This is a genomic window from Bradyrhizobium zhanjiangense (assembly GCF_004114935.1).
Taxonomy (GTDB): Bacteria; Pseudomonadota; Alphaproteobacteria; order Rhizobiales; family Xanthobacteraceae; genus Bradyrhizobium; species Bradyrhizobium zhanjiangense.
Genome location: NZ_CP022221.1, coordinates 5393562 through 5412344, shown reverse-complemented (window position 1 = coordinate 5412344; position 18783 = coordinate 5393562). Strand labels below are relative to the sequence as shown.

Annotated in this window: 18 protein-coding genes and 1 pseudogene; 11 read left to right on the top strand and 8 right to left on the bottom strand. The window is 64.9% G+C overall.

The features are described from left to right. Positions 1–6: 6 nt before the first annotated feature. The 5 genes from XH85_RS25920 (at position 7) to XH85_RS25900 (ending at position 5584) form a co-directional block, all read left to right on the top strand. Positions 7–1260, top strand: a complete 1254-nt coding sequence (locus tag XH85_RS25920; protein WP_128934064.1) for a CaiB/BaiF CoA transferase family protein — start codon at positions 7–9, stop codon at positions 1258–1260. Positions 1261–1310: 50 nt separating this feature from the next. Next, entirely contained in the window at positions 1311–2303 is a 993-nt protein-coding gene (locus XH85_RS25915; protein WP_128934063.1) for a Bug family tripartite tricarboxylate transporter substrate binding protein, read from the top strand. Between the two features lie 238 nt (positions 2304–2541). Then, entirely contained in the window at positions 2542–3024 is a 483-nt protein-coding gene (locus tag XH85_RS25910; protein WP_128934062.1) for a tripartite tricarboxylate transporter TctB family protein, read from the top strand. Between the two features lie 11 nt (positions 3025–3035). Next, entirely contained in the window at positions 3036–4574 is a 1539-nt protein-coding gene (locus XH85_RS25905) for a tripartite tricarboxylate transporter permease (RefSeq protein WP_128934061.1), read from the top strand. After that, entirely contained in the window at positions 4571–5584 is a 1014-nt protein-coding gene (locus tag XH85_RS25900) for a 4-hydroxythreonine-4-phosphate dehydrogenase PdxA (RefSeq protein ID WP_128934060.1), read from the top strand. The genes XH85_RS25905 and XH85_RS25900 overlap by 4 nt, the downstream gene beginning before the upstream one ends. 273 nt (positions 5585–5857) lie before the next feature. Here XH85_RS25900 and XH85_RS25895 read toward each other — a convergent pair whose 3' ends face one another. The 4 genes from XH85_RS25895 to XH85_RS25880 all read right to left on the bottom strand — a co-directional run bounded on the left by XH85_RS25895 (position 5858) and on the right by XH85_RS25880 (position 9314). Next, complete coding sequence (locus tag XH85_RS25895) at positions 5858–6643, bottom strand: adenylate/guanylate cyclase domain-containing protein (protein WP_128934059.1); 786 nt, start codon at positions 6641–6643, stop codon at positions 5858–5860. A gap of 11 nt (positions 6644–6654) precedes the next feature. Beyond that, a complete protein-coding gene (locus tag XH85_RS25890) occupies positions 6655–7071 on the bottom strand; it encodes a cupin domain-containing protein (protein ID WP_128934058.1) in 417 nt (138 codons plus the stop codon). Between the two features lie 40 nt (positions 7072–7111). Then, on the bottom strand, positions 7112–7855 hold the full coding sequence (locus tag XH85_RS25885; protein ID WP_128934057.1) for an SDR family oxidoreductase: 744 nt from the start codon (positions 7853–7855) through the stop codon (positions 7112–7114). A 382-nt stretch (positions 7856–8237) separates the two neighbouring features. Then, positions 8238–9314 carry a methyl-accepting chemotaxis protein gene (locus XH85_RS25880; RefSeq protein ID WP_128934056.1) on the bottom strand — a complete coding sequence of 359 codons (1077 nt, stop codon included), beginning with the start codon at positions 9312–9314 and terminating at the stop codon, positions 8238–8240. Positions 9315–9599: 285 nt separating this feature from the next. Between XH85_RS25880 and recJ the strand changes: the two genes are divergently transcribed. The 3 genes from recJ (at position 9600) to XH85_RS25865 (ending at position 13172) form a co-directional block, all read left to right on the top strand. Next, positions 9600–11441: a single-stranded-DNA-specific exonuclease RecJ gene (gene recJ / locus XH85_RS25875; protein ID WP_128934055.1), complete on the top strand. Its 1842-nt coding sequence runs from the start codon at positions 9600–9602 to the stop codon at positions 11439–11441. Positions 11442–11474: 33 nt separating this feature from the next. Next, positions 11475–12284, top strand: coding sequence for an SDR family NAD(P)-dependent oxidoreductase (locus XH85_RS25870; protein ID WP_164940847.1), 810 nt, complete (start codon positions 11475–11477; stop codon positions 12282–12284). 96 nt (positions 12285–12380) lie between these two features. Then, positions 12381–13172 carry an aldolase gene (locus XH85_RS25865; RefSeq protein WP_164940846.1) on the top strand — a complete coding sequence of 264 codons (792 nt, stop codon included), beginning with the start codon at positions 12381–12383 and terminating at the stop codon, positions 13170–13172. Positions 13173–13178: 6 nt separating this feature from the next. Here the strand turns inward: XH85_RS25865 and XH85_RS25860 are convergent. Then, positions 13179–14407, bottom strand: a pseudogene (locus tag XH85_RS25860) (lytic murein transglycosylase). Positions 14408–14578: 171 nt separating this feature from the next. On the opposite strand from XH85_RS25860, the gene XH85_RS25855 reads away from it, so the two are divergent. Then, positions 14579–14830: a hypothetical protein gene (locus tag XH85_RS25855; RefSeq protein ID WP_128934051.1), complete on the top strand. Its 252-nt coding sequence runs from the start codon at positions 14579–14581 to the stop codon at positions 14828–14830. Here XH85_RS25855 and XH85_RS25850 read toward each other — a convergent pair. After that, complete coding sequence (locus tag XH85_RS25850; protein ID WP_128934050.1) at positions 14827–15351, bottom strand: MarR family winged helix-turn-helix transcriptional regulator; 525 nt, start codon at positions 15349–15351, stop codon at positions 14827–14829. The two genes, XH85_RS25855 and XH85_RS25850, sit on opposite strands and share 4 nt — an antisense overlap. Before the next feature lie 54 nt (positions 15352–15405). On the opposite strand from XH85_RS25850, the gene XH85_RS25845 reads away from it, so the two are divergent. Both XH85_RS25845 and XH85_RS25840 read left to right on the top strand, forming a co-directional pair. Further along, complete coding sequence (locus XH85_RS25845) at positions 15406–15885, top strand: carboxymuconolactone decarboxylase family protein (RefSeq protein WP_128934049.1); 480 nt, start codon at positions 15406–15408, stop codon at positions 15883–15885. Positions 15886–15906: 21 nt separating this feature from the next. After that, entirely contained in the window at positions 15907–16410 is a 504-nt protein-coding gene (locus XH85_RS25840; protein ID WP_128934048.1) for a cupin domain-containing protein, read from the top strand. Positions 16411–16509: 99 nt separating this feature from the next. Here the strand turns inward: XH85_RS25840 and XH85_RS25835 are convergent, their stop codons facing one another. Together XH85_RS25835 and efp are read right to left on the bottom strand one after the other, a co-directional pair. Continuing rightward, positions 16510–18132: a M23 family peptidase gene (locus tag XH85_RS25835; protein ID WP_128934047.1), complete on the bottom strand. Its 1623-nt coding sequence runs from the start codon at positions 18130–18132 to the stop codon at positions 16510–16512. Between the two features lie 24 nt (positions 18133–18156). Then, entirely contained in the window at positions 18157–18723 is a 567-nt protein-coding gene (efp, locus tag XH85_RS25830; RefSeq protein WP_028177546.1) for an elongation factor P, read from the bottom strand. Between the last annotated feature and the right edge of the window lie 60 nt (positions 18724–18783).

Here is an 18783-nt window from a genome sequence, read left to right as displayed (position 1 = left end):
GGCCCGATGCAAAGTTCGCAATCCACCTCTCGTCGTTCGGGGCCGCTCGCCGGCCTCAAGGTCATCGATCTCACCCATGTCATGGCAGGGCCGACCTGCACCCTGATGCTGGCCGACATGGGCGCCGACGTCATCAAGATCGAGAAATGGCCGAACGGCGACGACACCCGCCATTCGGTGCCGCCGAAGATCGGCGACGAGGCGGCTTCCTTCCTGATGATGAACCGCAACAAGCGCGGCATCGTGCTGGATCTGAAGACCGACGGCGGCAAGCAGGTGCTGCGCCGGCTGATCAAGAGCGCCGACGTGCTGGTCGAGAATTTTGCGCCCGGCGCGATGGAGCGTCTCGGTTTCGGCTACGAGGCACTGCACGCCGAATTTCCGGCGCTGATCTACTGCTCGCTGTCAGGCTTCGGCCGCACCGGTCCCTACAAGCATCGTCGCGGCTTCGATCTGGTCGCGCAGGCCATGAGCGGCATCATGAGCTTCACCGGTGAACGTCCCGACGGTCCGCCCGTCAAATGCGGCCCGCCGCTGTCCGACATCACCGCCGGCCTGCTCGCGAGCATGGGCATCCTCGCTGCCTATACGCATCGTCTCAAGACCGGCGAAGGGCAGTGGGTCGAGACTTCGCTCTATGAGGCCGCCCTGGTGCAGACCTACTGGCAATCGACCATCGCACTGGCCGCGGGCACCGCGCCGCGCGCCATGGGCTCGGCCCATCCGCTCAACGCGCCGTACCAGGCCTTCGAAGCCTCGGATGGCTGGCTCGTGGTCGGCGGCGCCAACAAGAAGCATTGGCTGTTGATGCTGGAGGCGCTCGGCGCCAGCGAACTCGCCGCTGATCCGCGCTTCGTTAACGGGGCCGACCGCATGGCCAATCTGAAAGAGCTGGAAGCGGTCCTGAGCGAACGCTTCCGCACCAAATCCCGCGCGCACTGGCTCGCGGCGCTGGACGAGAAGGGCGTGCCCTGCGGCCCCGTGCACGACATGCTGGAAGCCCTCAGCGATCCGCAGACCCTCGCGCGCGAGATGGTCGTCGAGGTCGAGCACTCCACGCTCGGTCCCGTCAAGACGATCGGACTTCCCATCAAGTTTTCGGAGACCCCAGGCAAAGTGCGATCAGGTGCGCCGGTCTATGGTCAGCACACGAGCGAGGTGCTGGCCGAGCACGGGTTCGACCAATCACGAATCGAAGCGCTCGAAAAAGAAGGCGCGATCGTGCTGGCCGCAGGAAGACGCCAGGAACGCGTCGCCTGAGCGGACCTCGATACGACAACAACAAAAGACAAGATCAGCTGGAGGAAATCATGGGTCGGACGTCAACATTTCTGCTCTCCGCGGCCGCGACCGTGCTCGCCGGCACGATGCCGGCGTGTGCAGCCTGGCAACCGCAAAAGCCGATCGAGTTCGTGGCCACTGCCGGGCCGGGCGGCGGCACTGACAACCTTGCCCGCGCGGTGCAGAACATCATCACCAAGCACAAGCTGACGGAGCAGCCGATCGTCGTTGTCAACAAGGGCGGCGGCAGCGGCGCCGAAGGCTATGTCTACGGCAAGGCCTCCGTCGGCGATCCCTACAAGGTGATCTTCGGCACCTCGAACGCCTGGCAGCAGCCGCTCGTCTCCAAGGTCGCCTTCAACTACACCGATCTCACCCCGATCGCGGCGATGGCGCAGGACGAGTTCCTGCTCTGGGTCAAGCAGGACTCGCCGTACAAGACGGCGGGCGACTATCTCAAGGCGGCAGCATCGGGCGAATTCAAGATGGGCGGCGCGCAGTCAAAGGACACCGACGAGGTGCTGACGCGCATGATCGAGAAGGCTGGCAAGGTCAAGCTGACCTATATCCCCTTCAAGAGCGGCGCCGAGACTGCCGTGCAGCTCGCCGGCGGACACCTCGATTCCCACGTCAACAACCCCAGCGAAAGCCTCGGGCAATGGCGTGGCGGCACGCAGCGCCCGCTCTGTGTTTTCAGCCCGAAGCGGCTGCCGCAGGGCCCGAAGGTCACTGCGAGCGAAGGCTGGAGCGACGTCCCGACCTGCGTTGAGCAGGGCCTCGACATCAAGCAATATGAGCAGCCGCGCACGGTGTGGCTGCCCGGCAAGGTCACGCCGGACCAGGCGGCGTTCTATGTCGACCTCATGAAGAAGGTTCAGGCTACGCCGGAATGGAAGGACTACATCGAGAAGACCTCCCAGGTCGATACGTTCCTGACCGGCGCCGAGCTCGAAAAATTCATCAAGGAGGACCTCGAGCACGTCAAGCAGGTCGCGGGCGAGCAGGGCTGGCTCGTCAAGTGAGGCGGGGCTGCTGCATCGGCGGTGCCACAAATTCCGCCGTCGTCCCGGCGAAGGCCGGGACCCATAACCCCAGCGACGAGTTTGACGAAGACTCGCATCCACATCGGTACGACGACCAACACCTCTCGAGAGATCACGCGGTATGGGTCCCGGCCTTCGCCGGGACGACGCGCTGGATAGAGAAAACGCGTGCGTCATGCACGGCCGGACGTTGTCCGCCGCTCGAACGGAGCCCCCAATGATCTCCCGCCGCGCGCTTGAACTTGCGACCGCCGTCCTCACCGGTAGCTTTGGTGTGGCTGTCGTCGTCTCGAGCCTCGACAACGGTATCGGCTGGTCGAGCGCGGGCGTGGACGCCGGCACGTTTCCGTTCCTGACCGGGATCATCATCGTGGTCGGGAGCCTCTACAATCTGGTGCGAGGCGTGCTGCCGGCCGCCACACTGGCGAGTGTCCCCATCGCCATCACGCCCATCGAGCTGCGCCGGCTCGCCGGCCTGTTCGTGCCAGCCGCGATCTTCGTGGCCGCGATCCCGCTGGCCGGGATGTACGTCGCTTCGGCGCTGTACGTCTTCGCAGTGCTGGCGATCCCCAGGCACCAATCCGTGCCGCGTGCGCTCGCCATGGCTGGCGCGACCGCACTCGCGCTCTACGTCGTGTTCGAGCGCATGTTTCAGGTCGGTCTGCCGCACGGCGCGCTCGCCGCCGCGTTTGGGTTCTGACGGAGAGGCCGATGGATAATCTCGCAGAGCTCCTGCACGGCTTCACCATCGCGGTCACCGTGCCGCATCTGGCGCTGATGGCAGTCGGCGTGCTGCTCGGCATTCTCGTCGGCGTGCTGCCGGGGCTGGGTGCGCCGAACGGAGTGTCGCTGCTCCTGCCGCTGACCTTCGGCATGCAACCGGTCTCGGCGATCATCCTGCTCTCCAGCATGTATTGGGGCGCGCTGTTCGGCGGCTCGGTGACCTCGATCCTCTTCAACATTCCCGGCGAGCCGTCGTCGGTCGCGACCACCTTCGACGGCTACCCGATGGCGCGCGACGGTCGGCCGACGACGGCGCTCGCGACCGCCTTCGGTTCGGCGGCGTTCGGCGCGCTGATCGGCGTCATTCTGATCACCTTCCTCGCATCCTGGGTGGCGCAGGTTGCGCTCGCGTTCGGGCCGGCCGAGTATTTTGCGGTCTATTTCCTCGCTTTCGCGAGCTTCGTCGGCATGGGCGGCGCAGCGCCGATCAAGACCGTCGTGGCGCTGGCCATCGGCTTTGCGATCGCCGCCATCGGCATCGACACCGTCTCCGGCAGCGTGCGCCTCACCATGGGCGTCGACGAGCTCGTCAAGGGCGTGAGCTTCGTCGTCGCCGTGATGGGCCTGTTCGGCATCGGCGAGCTGCTGGTTGCCGTCGAAGAGGAGTTTCATGCCCGCGCGGTGTCCTCCAAGATCGACTGGCGCGAAGTGTTCCGCGCGGTCGGCCGCCTGCCGCAGCATGGCGTGGCGCTTCTGCGCAGCGCGGCGATCGGATGCTGGATGGGGATCACGCCGGGCGGCCCGACCGCGGCATCCTTCATGAGCTACGGCATCGCCCGCCGTTTCTCGCGCCGCGGCCGATACTTCGGCACGGGCGAGGTCGAAGGCATCATCTCGCCGGAGACGGCCGACCATGCCGCCGGCACCAGCGCGCTGCTGCCGATGCTGTCGCTCGGCATTCCCGGCTCGGCAACCGCGGCGGTCATGATGGGCGGGCTGATGATCTGGGGCCTCAATCCCGGGCCGATGCTGTTCGTCGACAGTAAGGATTTCGTCTGGGGGCTGATCGCCTCGATGTATGTCGGCAACATCGTCGCAGTCGCGCTGGTGCTGCTGACCGTTCCAGTCTTCGCCGCCCTGATGCGGATTCCCTTCGTGGTGATCGCGCCGCTGATCGTGATCATCTGCGTCGTCGGTGCCTATTCGGTGTCGAACTCCTATCTCGACGTCGTCATGATGCTCGGCTTCGGGATCGTCGGCTATCTCTTCAAGAAGCTGTTCTATCCGCTGGCGCCGCTCGTGCTCGCGATCGTCATCGGCGACAAGGCCGAGGATGCGTTCCGGCAGTCGATGCTGATCTCCAAGGGATCGCTCGGGATCTTCTTTGCAAACAAGCTGGTGACGTGCCTGATCGTGGCCGGGATCGCACTGTTGCTGCTTCCGCTCGTGCTGCAGCTCGCGCGGCTCTGGCGCAAACCCGCGCCGTCTACCGATCGGACGACAGCTGAGGAAAAGGTGATCATATGAGCGCAAAGCCGCTGATTGCATTGGCAATGGGAGATCCCGCCGGCATCAGCCCGGAGCTGACGGCGAAGCTCGCGGTGCAGGACGACATCCGCGCCCGCAGCCGGCTCGTCGTCATCGGTGACCGCCGCATCTTCGACGAAGGTGCGCGCGTCGCCGGCATCAAGCCGGAGCTGACGACGGTGGAGCAGGGGGCCGACCTTCGCGCGGCGGAGGGCGAGACGCTGTTTGTCGATCTCTGTCACCTCGATCCCGCGGAGGTCGAGCGGGGATCCGCGACCCTTGCCGGCGGAAAATTCGCACTGGCCAATTACCGGTACGCGCTCGAGCTCGGCCGCGACGGACGCGTCGATGCGGTCTGCTTCACCCCTTTCAACAAGCAGGCGATGCGCCTTGCCCGCGCCGAGTACGATGACGAGATCGCATTTTCAGCCGAGGTGGTCGGCCTTAGGACCGCGGCGAGCGAGTTCAATGTGCTGGACCAGCTCTGGAACGCGCGGGTCACCTCCCATATCCCCCTCAAGGACGTCGCCGGGCGACTGTCCAGCGAACGTATCCATCGCGCGCTCAAGCTGACCGATTCCTGCATGCGCAATGCCGGCTTTGCGCGACCGCGCATCGCCGTCGCGGGTCTCAATCCGCATGCCGGCGACGGTGGCAATTTCGGCCGCGAGGAGATCGATGTCATCGCGCCGGTGGTCGCAACCGCTCAGCGCGAGGGCATCGCCGCGGAGGGACCGTTTCCCGCCGATACCGTGTTCCTGCGCGCCAAGGCCGGCGCCTTCGATGCGGTGCTGACGATGTATCACGACCAGGGCCAGATCGCGATGAAGCTGATGGGTTTTGATCGCGGCGTGACCCTGCTCGGGGGCTTTCCATTCCCGATCTGCACGCCCGCGCACGGCACCGCCTACGACATTGCAGGGCAGGGCATCGCATCGATCGGCGCGAGCCGCGCCGCTCTGCTGCTCGCCGCGGAGATGGCGGCGCGTTACGACGCCAGATCGAGCTGACGGCAAATCAGGTCAGCGAGCCAGGCAGCTCGTCTGCAAACCGTTCCGCGATCATCGGTTGCGGCACTGAACGCGCTCTCGGCGTTCGTGGGCCAATCGCGAACCACCGATACGGTGATACTCGGAAAGAAAATGATCGTTCGGCAGATTTCCGTCTTCGTTGCGCGAATATTCCCTCTTAAGGCCGTTGAGAAAGAACATTTCGTGTGCGCGCGTGCTTGGCTTCGATGGGGCCGCGCGATTCCAGGTCGAATAGCCCGTGGACGTGCCCGGCTACTGTTTCCGAGACGTTGATCCGGCCAGCGACTCCGAACGCTTCCACGAACCACGCGGTGTTGACCGCATCCCCCAGATGTCGAAGGTTATTCTGCGGTTGCCGACGACGCCGGAAATGACCGGTCCGGTATGGATTCCGATGCGCAATTGCAGGGCGTGTTCGCCGATCGCTTCGCATTCCGCTCTCAGGTGGCCGAGCTGCGCCCGCATTTCCAGCGCCGCGAGGCAGACATCGATCAAGTGCCGCCGGTCGGGCGAAATAACGCCCGCAACCGCCATGTAGGCATCGCCCATGGTCTTGACCTTCTCCAGACCGTGTCGGGCACCGATTTCGTCCAGGGCCGAGAAATATTCGTCGAGGAGATGGATGAGCCTTGCTGGCTCGGTCCGTTCAGCGAGCAGCGTAAAGCCCTGGATATCCGCGAACAGAATGGTGGCCGACCGGGTGTATTTCGGCTGAACTCTGCCGCGCCGCGTCAGCTCGTCGGCAATCGGCGCCGGCAAGACGTTGTGCAGCAGTTCCTCGGCGCGTGCTCGCTCGGCGGCGGCCTCGAGGCGTGCTTGCTCCAGTTGCTCGATGGTCTGGCGATCCTCGATCAGCTTCCGGCGGAGTTCCAGTTGCGCCAGCACCTGATGCGACAGCATTCGAAGAGCTTCCGTCTGCTCGAAGGACAGCTGCCTCGGCTCGAAGTCCATCACGCAAAGCGTTCCGAGCGCATAACCGTCGTCGGTGATGAGCGGCATGCCGCAGTAAAATCGGCAGGATGGCTTCAGTGAGACCATCGGGCTCGGCGCTATTTCGCGATCGGCGTCGTCAACTCCTTGTCGGCCGTGTCCACCACGAACACGGCAAGCAGTTTCGCAGGCTCGGTATCGCTGGCATTGGCGCTGACGGCGTGGCGGTCGCCGGGCCGCTCGGAAAAGTTCTCTCCCTTGTGAAAGACCTTGGCGGGGCCATCATTGACCTGACTGCGGATCGCGCCTTCCAGGACCGTGGCATAAATGAAGGCGGAGGGGGCGTGAATGTGCGCGGGTGAGGAGCCTCCGGGACCATACTCGACCAGCACGCCCTTCATGCTCTTGCCGGGGACGTTGGGCAGAGCCTGGTCGAACACGACCGTTACCTTTGCCAATGGCGCTGCCGGCTCGGCTGCATGAGCCGTCAGCAACGAGGCAGCATAAACCGCTGTAGCAATCAGCAATCTGCGCATGGGATGTCCTTCACTGCGGTGATGGTCGTGATTACAAGTCTCAGAGGCCGGCGAGCCATGTTGCGAGCGGCGTTTTCCCGAGCCGCGCCTCGCCGAGCGGGTTCAGCGATGTGTCGTCGATGGGGGCGCCGTAATAAAGCGCCTTCGGGTCTCCGACCACGGGACGTGTGTCGCCGGCGGCCTTCAGGCGGCGTGCGATGAATTCATTGAAGGGGGCCTTCTCAGGTCCTGCGATATCGATCGTGCCGTTGAGCGGCTGGCCCGTTGCGACTTCCGCGAGGCGAGCAACGACATCATCGGCTGCGATCGGCTGAAACTGGGCCGTGGGAACGACGATCTTCCCCTCGATCACGCTTGTTTCGGCAATGGCGCCGAGGAATTCGAAGAACTGAGTGGCGCGCACGATCGAGTAGGGGACCGAAGAGGACTTGATGATGGTCTCCTGGGCGAGCTTGGCACGGAAATAGGCGTTGTCGGGCGACCGTTCGGTGCCGACAATTGAAAGGGCCACGTGATGCTTCACGGCCGCAGCAGCCTCTGCCGCGACGAGATTTTGGCTCGAACGCTGGAAGAAATCGAGCACGGCGGCCGGCTCCCAGGACGGTGCGTTGGCGACGTCGACGACGACATCGGCGCCGGCCAGCGTGGCAGCGAGACCTTCCCCAGTCACGGCATTCACGCCTGACTGCGGCGAGGCGGCCACGGCCTCATGGCCCTGCTGTTTGAGCTTCGCCACGAGCTTGGATCCGATCAATCCGGTCCCGCCGATCACGACGATCTTCATGGCATGTCTCCTCGGTATTTCGGAGCGCGAGATGACCAACGCGAACTCGCGCTCTCACATCGATGAACGTGATGCGAAGCGACTCTACGCGACCATTGGCGCGGGGCTCTTGTCTGTAACGAGCGTGGCTTGCCGGAAAATGCTTCAGAAGCCGGGGTGCGATCTCACAAAACCGCTAAGGGATCATCCCTCGTGCCGTGACCGCGATGATCGCAGATTGCCAGTGTTTTGCCCGACGTGTCAAAGCGTTGTGACGGCCCCCTAAGAACAGCAAGGAAGCCTCGTCGGAAAACACCAATGAAAGCAACCCCTTGCTACTGTGCATGGGGTTGTTTTCGCGAGTTTTGATATTGGCTGGCTACCCGTCCGATTTTGCGGGGCCTCACGCCCCGCAGACGATCACGCCGTACCAGCCGAGTCCACGATAGGTCTCATAGCCCGGGGTGGCATGGAATGCGACCAGCGCACCGGTGCGGTCGTGATAGAAGCCGGAGCGCTGGCCATTCAGCGAGATCGAGATACGCTCGCTGAGGATGCCCTGGCCGTCGGAGGCCGCAATCACGCGAAGATTCGAATCGACCAGCAGCACGCGCGCCTTGTCGCTGTCGCCGATGCGTACGCCCTGGACGATGGCGCGGGCCTGCGGCTCCCAGTCGAAATGGATGGCGAGCACGCCGATCGGCGCGGCGTGGGCCTGGCCGCCGGCGCGGACGCTGGCGCAATAGGTCGCGACCTGCGCGTTGCCGAGCAGCGATTGGTTCTCGACGTCGCCGGCGACGTAGTCGTCGCCGGAGCGCAAGGAACGCGCCTCGCGAAACCATTTGGTGTGAGCGACGTTCTGGCCGACGACGCGGAATCGGTCGGCGCGGCCATTGGCGATGACGTTGCCATCGAGATCGCAGAGCCAGAGGTCGAGATAGACGGTGTAGGCCCCGAGGATCACACCGAGGCGCTGCGAGGCATGCGATACAGCCGCCGCACTCGGCGAAGCCGCGCAATCGACCACGGCGGAATCGGTCGCCCACCAGCGCACGTCGCAGGTGCGCTCATAGAGGTTGCGGTCGATCAGCTCGATGGCATTGAGCGACAGATCGACCATGCGCTCGCCGCGCGAGCGCTGGCTCATGCGGTCGATCGAGGCGACGAGGTCGCCGGTTCGTTTTGTCAGCTGTGTCTCGAGCTCGCGGGCGATGGTCTCGACCTGCTGGCCGACGCCGCGCACCTCCTGCGCCACCACCGCAAAGCCCGCGCCTTGCGCGCCGGCGCGCGAGCTCTCGATCAGCGCGTTCAGGGCCAGCATCTTCATCTGGTTGGTGATCTGCTGGATCGCCTTGGTCTTGTCGACCGCGATCTGGTTGACCTCCGCGGTCAGGCGGTTGATCAGCGCGGAGATGTCGGAATCATCAGCAGCGGGTTCAGTGGCAATCGGCTTGGCTTTCAGACCCAGCGCAGCGGACATCGGGGAGCTTCCCTTGGCAATGAGGTCTGATCTGCAATGAACCCAGGACAACAAATTACAGATCGAATACGATTCCTTTTCGAGGATTCCGCCTAACGCCCGCTTAATTTGCTGTTTTGCGGATTGCCTAAATGATAGTCACCTCGTGCCGCCAGGATGGCTCATCCACCGCTTTGTGCCTGGTGACCGTTGCAAAATCCGGCGGCTTGCCGGCCAATCCGTCAGTGACCCGGACGCCTTGCGTGTTCGTCCGGCCCCCCGAGTTCCCAAGATCGCTCTCGAATCATGACGCCACCCGCCACTGCCTTGCCCGTCGAAGCGCCCCAGGCGTTCCTGGGGGTGACGCGCTCGCTCACCGACAAGCTCTGGCGTGACCGGCTCGACGGGCGCGGGGCGGCCAAGGCACTTGCCATCGTGCAGCGCCACCAATTGCCGGAGTTGCTGGCGCGGGTGCTGGCCGGCCGTGGCGTCGACATCGACACCGTGCCGGACTTCCTCGATCCGACCATCCGAAAACTGCTGCCGGACCCGTTCACGGTGACGGAGATGGAAGCCGCTGCCCAGCGGATCGCGGATGCCGCAACGAAGGGCGAGAAAGTCGCGATCTTCGGCGATTACGACGTCGACGGCGCGACATCGGCGGCTCTGCTCGCCTGGCATCTACGCCATTGCGGCCTCGATCCGCTGATCCATATTCCCGACCGCATCTTCGAGGGCTACGGCCCGAACACCGAAGCGGTGCGCGCGCTCGCCGCGAAGGGCGCGACGCTGCTTGTCACCGTCGATTGCGGCACCACCAGTATCGAGCCGCTGGCTGAGGCGAAGCGCCTAGGCATGTCCATCGTCGTGATCGACCACCACCAATGCGGCCTCGCTCTGCCCGAGGTCGATGCGCTGGTCAATCCGAACCGCTCTGACGATCTCTCGGGTCTCGGCCATCTCGCCGCCGTTGGCCTCGTGCTGGTGACGCTGGTCGCCGTCAATCGCGAGCTGCGCCAGCGCGGTTTCTGGCGCGCCGAGATGCCCGAGCCCGATCTGCTCGGCATGCTGCATCACGTCGCACTCGGCACCGTCGCCGACGTCGCCCCGCTGATCGGTCTCAACCGCGCCTTCGTCGCAAAAGGGTTGATCGCGATGCGGCGGCGCGACCATGTCGGCCATACTGCGCTGATGGATGTGGCGCGGCTCAACGGCCCGCCGGAGGCGTGGCATCTCGGCTTCATGCTGGGGCCGCGCGTCAATGCCGGCGGCCGCATCGGCCGTGCCGATCTCGGCGTACGGCTCTTGCTCGAAGGCGACAGCGTCGAGGCCGCGCGCATCGCCGCCGAGCTCGACCGCCTCAACAGCGAGCGACGCATCATCGAGCAGGCGGCGGAAGCGCAGGCGGAAGCCGAGGCGATCGCCTCGATCGGGCTGGAAGACAAGCTCGGCGTCATCGTCACGGCCTCCGAAGGCTGGCATCCCGGCGTGGTCGGCCTCGTCGCCTCCCGGTTGAAGGAGAAGTTTTCGCGGCCTGCTTTTGCCATCGCGCTCGAGCCCGGCGGCATCGGCACCGGCTCGGGCCGCTCGATCGCCGGCGTCGATCTCGGCAAGGCGGTGCGGCAGGCGGTCGCTGATGGCATTCTGCTCAAGGGCGGCGGCCACGCGATGGCTGCGGGCGTGACGTTGCGCAAGGAGAAGCTCGCCGAATTCCGCGCCTATCTGGAGAACGCGCTGGCGCGCGATGTCGCGGAGGCGCGGCACGTCAACGAGCTCTATGTCGACGGCGCGGTCTCCGCGCGCGCCGTGACGCCGGAGCTTGCGACCACCCTCAACCGCGCCGGCCCGTTCGGCAGTGGCAATCCGGAGCCGGTGCTGGCCTTGCCAGCGCACCAGCTCGTCTATGCCGACGAGGTCGGGCAGGCGCACTTGAGGCTGCGCTTCAAATCCGGCGACGGCGCCATCGTCAACGGCATCGCGTTCCGTTCGGTCGGCCAGAAGCTCGGCAATGCGCTGCTCGCCAACCGCGGTCAGCAAATGCATGTCGCGGGATCATTTTCGGTCGATCGCTACCAGGGCGTCGAGCGTGTGCAATTCCGCGTGGTCGACGTCGCGCTACCGGACCAGGGGCCATCCGTGATCAGATAACGGCCGCAAACAACAAAAAGAAAGGGAGTGAACATGGCAGGGCAGGTTGAGGGCAAGATCGCGCTAGTGACGGGCGGCGCCTCCGGCATCGGTGAGGCCATCGTCGAGCTGTTCGCGCGCGAGGGCGCCACCGTTATTGCAACCGACATCGACGAGCTGCGCGGCCCCGAGCTCGCCAAGCGCATCACCAAGGCCGGCGGCAAGGCGATCTTCCTGGAGCAGGATGTCACCAGCGAGGAACGCTGGATCGAGGTCGTCGCCGAGGTCGGAAAGCGCTATGGCCGGCTCGACGTCATGGTCGCCAATGCCGGCATCGGCATCTCTGTCCCTTCAATCGTCGACATGACGCTGGCCGACTGGCGCAAGCAGAACGCGATCAACCTCGACGGCGTGTTCCTCTCGGTCAAGCACTGCCTGCCCTTGATGCGCAAGACCGGCGGCGGCTCGATCGTGATGATGTCGTCACTGGCGGGCCTGCGCGGTGCACCCGGGCTGTCGGCCTATTCGGCCACCAAGGGCGGCGTGCGGCTGTTTGCGAAATCGATCGCGATGGAGTGCGCGGCGGCCGGCGACGGCATCCGCGTCAACTCGGTGCATCCCGGCATCATCGACACGCCGATCTGGGGCAAGATCCCGACCGGCGCGACCGGTGCCGGCCAGAACGCGCCGATTGATCCGGAGGAGCGCGCCAAGGTCGCAACGCCGCTGGGCCGGGCCGGCCAGGCGGCGGAGATCGCCTCTGGCGTGCTGTATCTGGCCTCCGATGCCTCGCGTTATGTCACCGGCAGCGAGCTCGTCATCGACGGCGGCATGAATGCCGGCGGCGTGCCACGGCGCGCCTGAGCCGCGCAGGGCAGGGTGGCGGTCGCAGGGGCTGACGCGCAGGCGCAGCCCCTGTACAACGCGAGAAGCTTCCGACCGACAGAGGTGTCCTTCGCTATGGCGCACAGCCTTCACGCTTCCTCATCCGCGCCCCATCGTTCGAACCGACCGGACCTCGCCACCGATGCGATCCGCACCGCGCGCGAGGATCTTGCCGCCTGCTTCCGCATGGCCGCGCGCAACGGTTTTGAGGAAGGCATCTGCAATCACTTCTCGGCCGTGGTGCCGGGGCATGACGATCTCTTCCTGGTCAACCCCTATGGCTACGCCTTCCGCGAGCTGACCGCGTCAAAGCTGCTGATCTGCGACTTCCACGGCAACGTGCTCGACGGCGAGGGCGTGCCCGAGGCGACCGCCTTCTACATCCATGCCGAGATGCACAAGCGCCTGCCGCGCGCCAAGGTCGCCTTCCACACCCACATGCCCTATGCGACGGCGCTCTCGATGACCGAGGGCGAGCCCCTGATCTGGGCTGGCCAGACCGCCCTGAAATTCTACGGCCGCACCGCGGTCGACCGCGACTATAACGGCCTCGCACTCGACAACCGCGAAGGCGCGCGGATCGCCTCCGCCGTCGGTGATGCCGACATCGTCTTCATGAAGCATCACGGCGTGATGGTGCTGGCCCCGACCATCGCTGAAGCCTGGGACGATCTTTATTACCTTGAACGCGCAGCCGAGGTGCAGGTGCTGGCGATGTCGACCGGACGAAAAGTGCTGCCGGTCGATCCCACGGTTGCGGCCGAAACCTACAGGCAGATGCGCGAAGGTGATACCGAATCCGCGCGGCTGCATCTCGCCGCCATCCGCCGCCAACTCGACGCGGAAGAGCCGCAGTACCGGCACTGAGGTGGCCTACGACCCCTGCCGCAGCTTCGCCAGAACCTTCAGCCCGCCGTATCCGTCCGCCGGCGTGATGCCCGCGCGCTGCTGAAAATCCTTGACCGCTTTCATCGTGTCGTTGCCGACGCGGCCGTCGGTGCCGCCAGTGTCGAAGCCGGCCTTGGTCAGGCGCGTCTGCATCTCCTGCACCTCGGCGAGCGTCAGCGCCCGTTCGGAGCCGGGGAAGGGCTGGATGAAGGGAGGCGCGCCCAGGCAACGGTCGCCGAGATGGCAGATCGCGAGCGCATAGTTCATCGAGGGATTGTAGCTCTTCACCGAGTAGAAATTTGATCCGAGCAGGAAGCTCGGTCCGCCCGTAACAGGCGTCCACAGCTGCGCGGTGGCGTTCGGCTGTGGGAATGACTGACCGTCGGCACGGGTGACACCGGCCGACGCCCAAGCGGCGTAGGTGCGGTTACCGCTCATGTTGCCGGGCGCGCGCACCTCATAGCCCCAATGCTCGCCGCGATGCCACTTGCCACGATTGACGAGATATTTTGCGGTCGAGCCCAGTGCATCATCGGGCTTGCCGAAGGGTGAGACCTTGCCGTCGCCGTCATAGTCGATGCCGACGTTGAGCCAGACTTCCGGCATCCATTGCGAATGGCCCATTGCACCGGCCCAGGATCCCTGCATCTGCTCCGGCGTGCTCCAGCCCTTGTCGACGATGCGCAGCGCGTTGATCAGCTCGGTCTCCCAATAGGCCTTGCGCCGCGGTTCGTTCCAGGCGAGCGCGGCGAGCGAGGGAAACACCGGCGTCATATGGTTCTGCTGCACCAGCGGATCGCCATAGGCGGACTCGACGCCCCACAAAGCCAGCAGCGTGCCGCGCTCGACTCCGAAATCGCGCTCGATGCGCGCAAACAGCGCTTCGTTGTTCTTCAGCGCGATCTTGCCGTTGATGATGCGCCAGTCGGAGACGCGGCGGTTGATGTATTGCCAGACCTGCTCGTGGAATTCGGGCTGGTTGCGCATTTGCTTGAACACGCTCATGTCGGGCTCGACCCGCGCCATCGCGCGCTGCCAAGTCGCGGCCGAAATGCCTTTGGCCATCGCCCGTGCGCGAAAGCCTTCGCGCCATTCGTCGAAGCCTGGAGGCGCGGCGAGGGCGCGTTTCGGGAGTGCAACAGCGCCGCTGCAGCGAACGTCGAGTGGAGCAGGGCGCGGCGCGTTGGATGAGATGAGGAATCAGCGTGCGTCATGAGCACATTCTAGCCCGAAACATGGCGCGCGTGAGTCGGTTCCTGACCTCTGATTTCCGCGTGGCCGGATCAGCCGTTCCGTCGGAACAACTGTCGCAGTCCTGCATTCCTCCACGACAATGAGGAGGAGAAGATGAGGAAATATCCGGCCGCCATAGCAATCGGGGTGGAATGAAGATTCACGCACATCCGGAAAGCCATGTCGTCGAGCTCGACGACGGATCGCAATGGCAGATCTTTCCCGGCGATCTTGCAACCACGCTGAGCTGGAAGCCCGAAACCGATCTGCACCTGGAGCCTAGCCGTGACCGGGTAAGTTCGCACGTGCTGGTCAATGCCGCGGACCGAACCCGCGTGCGGGTGATTGCCGCAGGCGAATCCTGGCCCGACGGTGAGGTCAAGAATGTGTTGAAGGGCGGCTAGTCCTCCTGCAACTCGGCCGCGATGCCGGCGAGCCAGCGCCGGATCGTGGTTTCCGCCTTGCCATCCAAACCCAGAGCAAGGCGCTTCTCCAATTCGATCACCCGCTCGCGGCAAGCCTTCAGCAGCGTCGCGCCCCGCGGCGTCAGCGTCCATTGCTGAATGCGGCCGTGGACCGGATGCGGCGTCATCGCGATCGCACCGTCGCGTTCGAGGTTGCGGATGATGACGCCAACGGTCTGGGGGGTCAGGAAGGTGAGGCGGGCGACGTCGGCGCCGGACAGGCCGGGATAGGCGTTGAGCATGGTCAGCACCGCGAATTGCGGCGAGGTCACGCCGAGATCGGCGAGGGTGCGCTCCATTTTCAGCCGGACAGCGGCGTGAGCCTGGCGCAGGAGGTAGCCGAGATAGCCTTGCTCGCCGCGTTTGCCTTCGCCGGGCGCAGGAATACGCACGGCGCCGTCGTCGGCGGGCGCCGTGCGCGTGGTTTTCGATCTTGTGATGGCAGCGGTCTTGCGTGGCATATCAGAGCCCTTATAAGATATCAGAACACTTACAATAATACGAGGTGAACCGCAATGTCACACGCCCGCAGCGAATACGAGGATTTCAAGCGCCTGGCGCCCGACGTCTATGATGTGGTGCTGGCGCTCGGTCAGCTTGCCGCCAAGGCCGGCCTCGACAAGCAACTCATCGAGCTCGTCAAGCTGCGCGCATCGCAGATCAACGGCTGTGCCTTCTGCTTGCAGCATCACGTCCTGCTGTCGGAACGGATCGGCCTTCCCGTCGACAAGCTCCATCTGGTCGCGGTCTGGCGCGAGGCGCCGATCTTTTCCGCGCGCGAGCGCGCGGCGCTGGCCTGGGCGGAGGCGTTGACCCTGCTCCCCGGTGGCGTCAGCGAGGAGGTCTATTCGGCGGCAACGCGCGAATTCTCCGAAACCGAGCTGACTTACCTGACCTCGGCCATCGCCTCGATCAACGTCTGGAACCGGTTTGGTGCGGCCTATCGCTGGACGCCGGCCAAGCGGCCAGCAGCCGCGACCGCTGCGGCATCCTGATCAAGCTGAGGGGAGGTCACGATGACAGCGATGAGTTTTTCCGCCGTGCAGCGTCCGACGCCCTCGCGTTCGACGGCGCTCGCGGTCGTGGCAGGGCTTGCCTGCGCGCTTCCGATCGGCAAGGCGCTGCCGGTGACGATCGACAGTGTGTCAGGCGCGCTGGCGCCGCTCTGCGCCACCGCTGCGGAGAGTTCGCCGCTCGACAAGGTCGAGCCGATCGGCTCCTACGCGCTACCGAACGTCCCTGGCAAGCGCGTCACCATCGTGCGCGTATCCTACGGTCCGGGCGGTTTCTCGCGGCCACATCGTCACGCAGGCTCGGTGACGGCCTATATCACCAAGGGCGAGATCCGCTCGCAGCTCGGTGGCGGCCCGGTCGAGACGTTCAGCGTCGGCCAGTCTTTCTTCGAGCCGCCGGGCTCGACGCATCTGGTATCCGCCAACGCCAGCGCAACCGAGCCGGCAGAGTTGATCGCGGTGTTCGTGGCGGATGAGGGTGCGCAGCTGACAACGTATTTGGAGTAGTGCCTCAACGTGGTCCCGGCCCCCCGCGCGCAATTGCGCGCTAGGCCGGGACGACACCGAATGTGTGGTGAGTGACAGCAATCCGTTTGCACGAGTTGCTCAATTTTCCTCGCCGCTCGATCCCTCGCGCAGGTCCGGCTTGATCACGTCCTCGGGCAGCGTGTGTGCAACGGGCTGCGGAGCGCCTGCGATTTCCGGGCCGACCTCGCGGCCGCGGGCGCGGATCAGGCGCTCATAGGCCGAGACCAGCGTGATGTAGGGGCTGACCCAGATCCAGCCGTCGCGGGTGAACACCTGCACATCGAAGTGCAGATGCATCGAGGTGCCAGCGGGATGGTCGAGATAGTTCGAGACCACGCCGATCTTCTCGCCTTCGCTGACGATGCGGCCGTTGACCAGGCCACCGGCGTTCATCGCCTGCGGGTTCATGTGCATGTAGCGGAAGCGGATGTGTTCGGTCCGGCTGTTGACTTGCAGCGTCGCGGCCTGGTCCTTGGCGTTGCGGATTACGATCGCGTCGCGCACGGCGACGACACCGCGCTGCTTGGGATCGCAGGGCTCGCGCCCTTCTCCGGGCGGCGGGCAATCGGCGGCGCGAATGTCCTCGCCCTGGTGGCCGTATCCGCCGGCGCACTGCCAGACCTCGAAGCTGCGGGACTCGCAGAAATTGTCGCGCCAGGGATAGACGGTCGGGTCGTCGCTCTTGTCACGCTTGCTGTAGGATTGCGAGCGTACGAAGGCCGGCGTCTTTTCGAGCGGAAAGCGGATCTGCGCATATGCCATCACGTCGGGATGGCCGCCTTGCTTGCGATAACCCGTATTCGGGATGATGTCGCCGCTCGGCCGATAGCTGAAATCCGGCGAACGCGCGGCAGGACGATCGAGGATGCTGGAGGCAACATCCATCAGAGGCCGCATCCGTTGCCCCCCGGCGACCCGCAGCGCCTTCAGGAAGCGTTCTGCGACCGGATAGGCTTCCTTGCAGGCGAGCCGCCGCGGTTTTGCGACGCTGTCGAGGCACTGGACCGACACCACATAGGCGACACCGAAACGCGTGAAGGCGTAACGCACATAGCCTTCCCTGATGAACCTGCGCAGGTCCGGATAAAGCGTTGTGAGAGGTTTGATCAGCTCGCCCTTGCCGCCTGAGGGATCGGCGATGTCATAGACGAGCGCCGATCCCGTGATCTGCACCTCGACCGGCCTTGCAAACACCCGGCTCGGCATGCCTTCGCCGGCGCCAGGTTCGAACGAGAAGGTCGCGCTGTAGCCGGCGGGACCGGCGTCGAACATATCGACGGGATTGAAGTCAGCCTGGTAGCGTGACAGCGCTGTTGTAGCCGACGCACCGTTGCGCTGCGCCTCGAGATACGCGGCGGCGTCGAACGGCAGCAGCACGGGCACGGGGCTGCGGGCGATACCGGTGAAGAATTGCGAGGAGATCGCGTTGAGCTGCACCAGCGCAGGCATCGCGCGCGGATCAAAGCGCGGCACCGAACGGCGGGGTGCGAAAATGAAATCGTCCGCGACGCGGGGACGAGTGGTGATCTCGGAGCGGAGTTGGTCCAGCGCTGCGCGCCAATCGACGCGCAGGGCCGTGAGCGAGGGGCTGCGGAATTCATCCGCAGCCAGCGGGGTGGCAATGAGGAGCGAAAGCGACGCCAGAAGTTGCGAGACGAAGCGGAAACCGTTCCCAACCACTGTCTCGCCCCCCGGCGGCACCTGTTGCGATCGCTCTGTTCCCCGTTAATCCTTGGCGCGCTCGGCGTAGGAGCCGTCTTCGGTCATCACCACGACGCGGGTGCCGACCGTGATGTGCGGCGGCACGGTGGTGCGCACGCCGTTGGAGAGCACCGCAGGCTTGTAGGAGGAGGAGGCGGTCTGGCCCTTGGTCACGGGCTCGGTGTCGACCACTTCCAGCGTCACGCGCTGCGGCAGCGCGATCGACACCGGGTTGGTGTCGTGCATGGACAGCTTGACCGTCATGCTCTCCTGAAGATACGCAGCGGCGTCGCCTACGACGTCCTTGGAGACCTGGACCTGGTCGTAGGTCTCCGGGTTCATGAAGTGGTAGCCGTCACCGTCCTCATAGAGGTAGGTGTAGTTGCGCTCTTCGATCGTGGCCTTTTCGACCTGGTCGGTGGTCTTGTAGCGCTCGGAGATCTTTACCCCGTCCGAGATTCGGCGCATTTCGATCTGGCTGACCGGGGTTCCCTTGCCGGGATGGATGTTCTCGGCGCTCACGACGACATAAAGCTTGCCGTCTTGCTCGATCACGTTGCCCTTGCGAATAGAACTGGCGATGACTCTCAAAGCTGTATTTCCTGCTTGCTTGGCCCGGCACCGGCCAGGACGTGGTCAAATCGATGGGGG

Excerpts from the sequence above, each read along its gene's own strand:
- recJ (WP_128934055.1), top strand. The coding sequence starts at position 9,600 with ATGACGCCACCCGCCACTGCCTTGCCCGTCGAAGCGCCCCAGGCGTTC.
- XH85_RS25865 (WP_164940846.1), top strand. The coding sequence starts at position 12,381 with ATGGCGCACAGCCTTCACGCTTCCTCATCCGCGCCCCATCGTTCGAAC.
- XH85_RS25845 (WP_128934049.1), top strand. The coding sequence starts at position 15,406 with ATGTCACACGCCCGCAGCGAATACGAGGATTTCAAGCGCCTGGCGCCC.
- XH85_RS25850 (WP_128934050.1), bottom strand. The coding sequence starts at position 15,351 with ATGCCACGCAAGACCGCTGCCATCACAAGATCGAAAACCACGCGCACG.
- XH85_RS25840 (WP_128934048.1), top strand. The coding sequence starts at position 15,907 with ATGACAGCGATGAGTTTTTCCGCCGTGCAGCGTCCGACGCCCTCGCGT.
- XH85_RS25915 (WP_128934063.1), top strand. The coding sequence starts at position 1,311 with ATGGGTCGGACGTCAACATTTCTGCTCTCCGCGGCCGCGACCGTGCTC.
- XH85_RS25870 (WP_164940847.1), top strand. The coding sequence starts at position 11,475 with ATGGCAGGGCAGGTTGAGGGCAAGATCGCGCTAGTGACGGGCGGCGCC.
- XH85_RS25890 (WP_128934058.1), bottom strand. The coding sequence starts at position 7,071 with ATGCGCAGATTGCTGATTGCTACAGCGGTTTATGCTGCCTCGTTGCTG.
- XH85_RS25905 (WP_128934061.1), top strand. The coding sequence starts at position 3,036 with ATGGATAATCTCGCAGAGCTCCTGCACGGCTTCACCATCGCGGTCACC.
- XH85_RS25910 (WP_128934062.1), top strand. The coding sequence starts at position 2,542 with ATGATCTCCCGCCGCGCGCTTGAACTTGCGACCGCCGTCCTCACCGGT.
- XH85_RS25895 (WP_128934059.1), bottom strand. The coding sequence starts at position 6,643 with ATGGTCTCACTGAAGCCATCCTGCCGATTTTACTGCGGCATGCCGCTC.
- XH85_RS25885 (WP_128934057.1), bottom strand. The coding sequence starts at position 7,855 with ATGAAGATCGTCGTGATCGGCGGGACCGGATTGATCGGATCCAAGCTC.
- XH85_RS25920 (WP_128934064.1), top strand. The coding sequence starts at position 7 with ATGCAAAGTTCGCAATCCACCTCTCGTCGTTCGGGGCCGCTCGCCGGC.
- XH85_RS25880 (WP_128934056.1), bottom strand. The coding sequence starts at position 9,314 with ATGTCCGCTGCGCTGGGTCTGAAAGCCAAGCCGATTGCCACTGAACCC.
- XH85_RS25900 (WP_128934060.1), top strand. The coding sequence starts at position 4,571 with ATGAGCGCAAAGCCGCTGATTGCATTGGCAATGGGAGATCCCGCCGGC.
- XH85_RS25855 (WP_128934051.1), top strand. The coding sequence starts at position 14,579 with ATGAAGATTCACGCACATCCGGAAAGCCATGTCGTCGAGCTCGACGAC.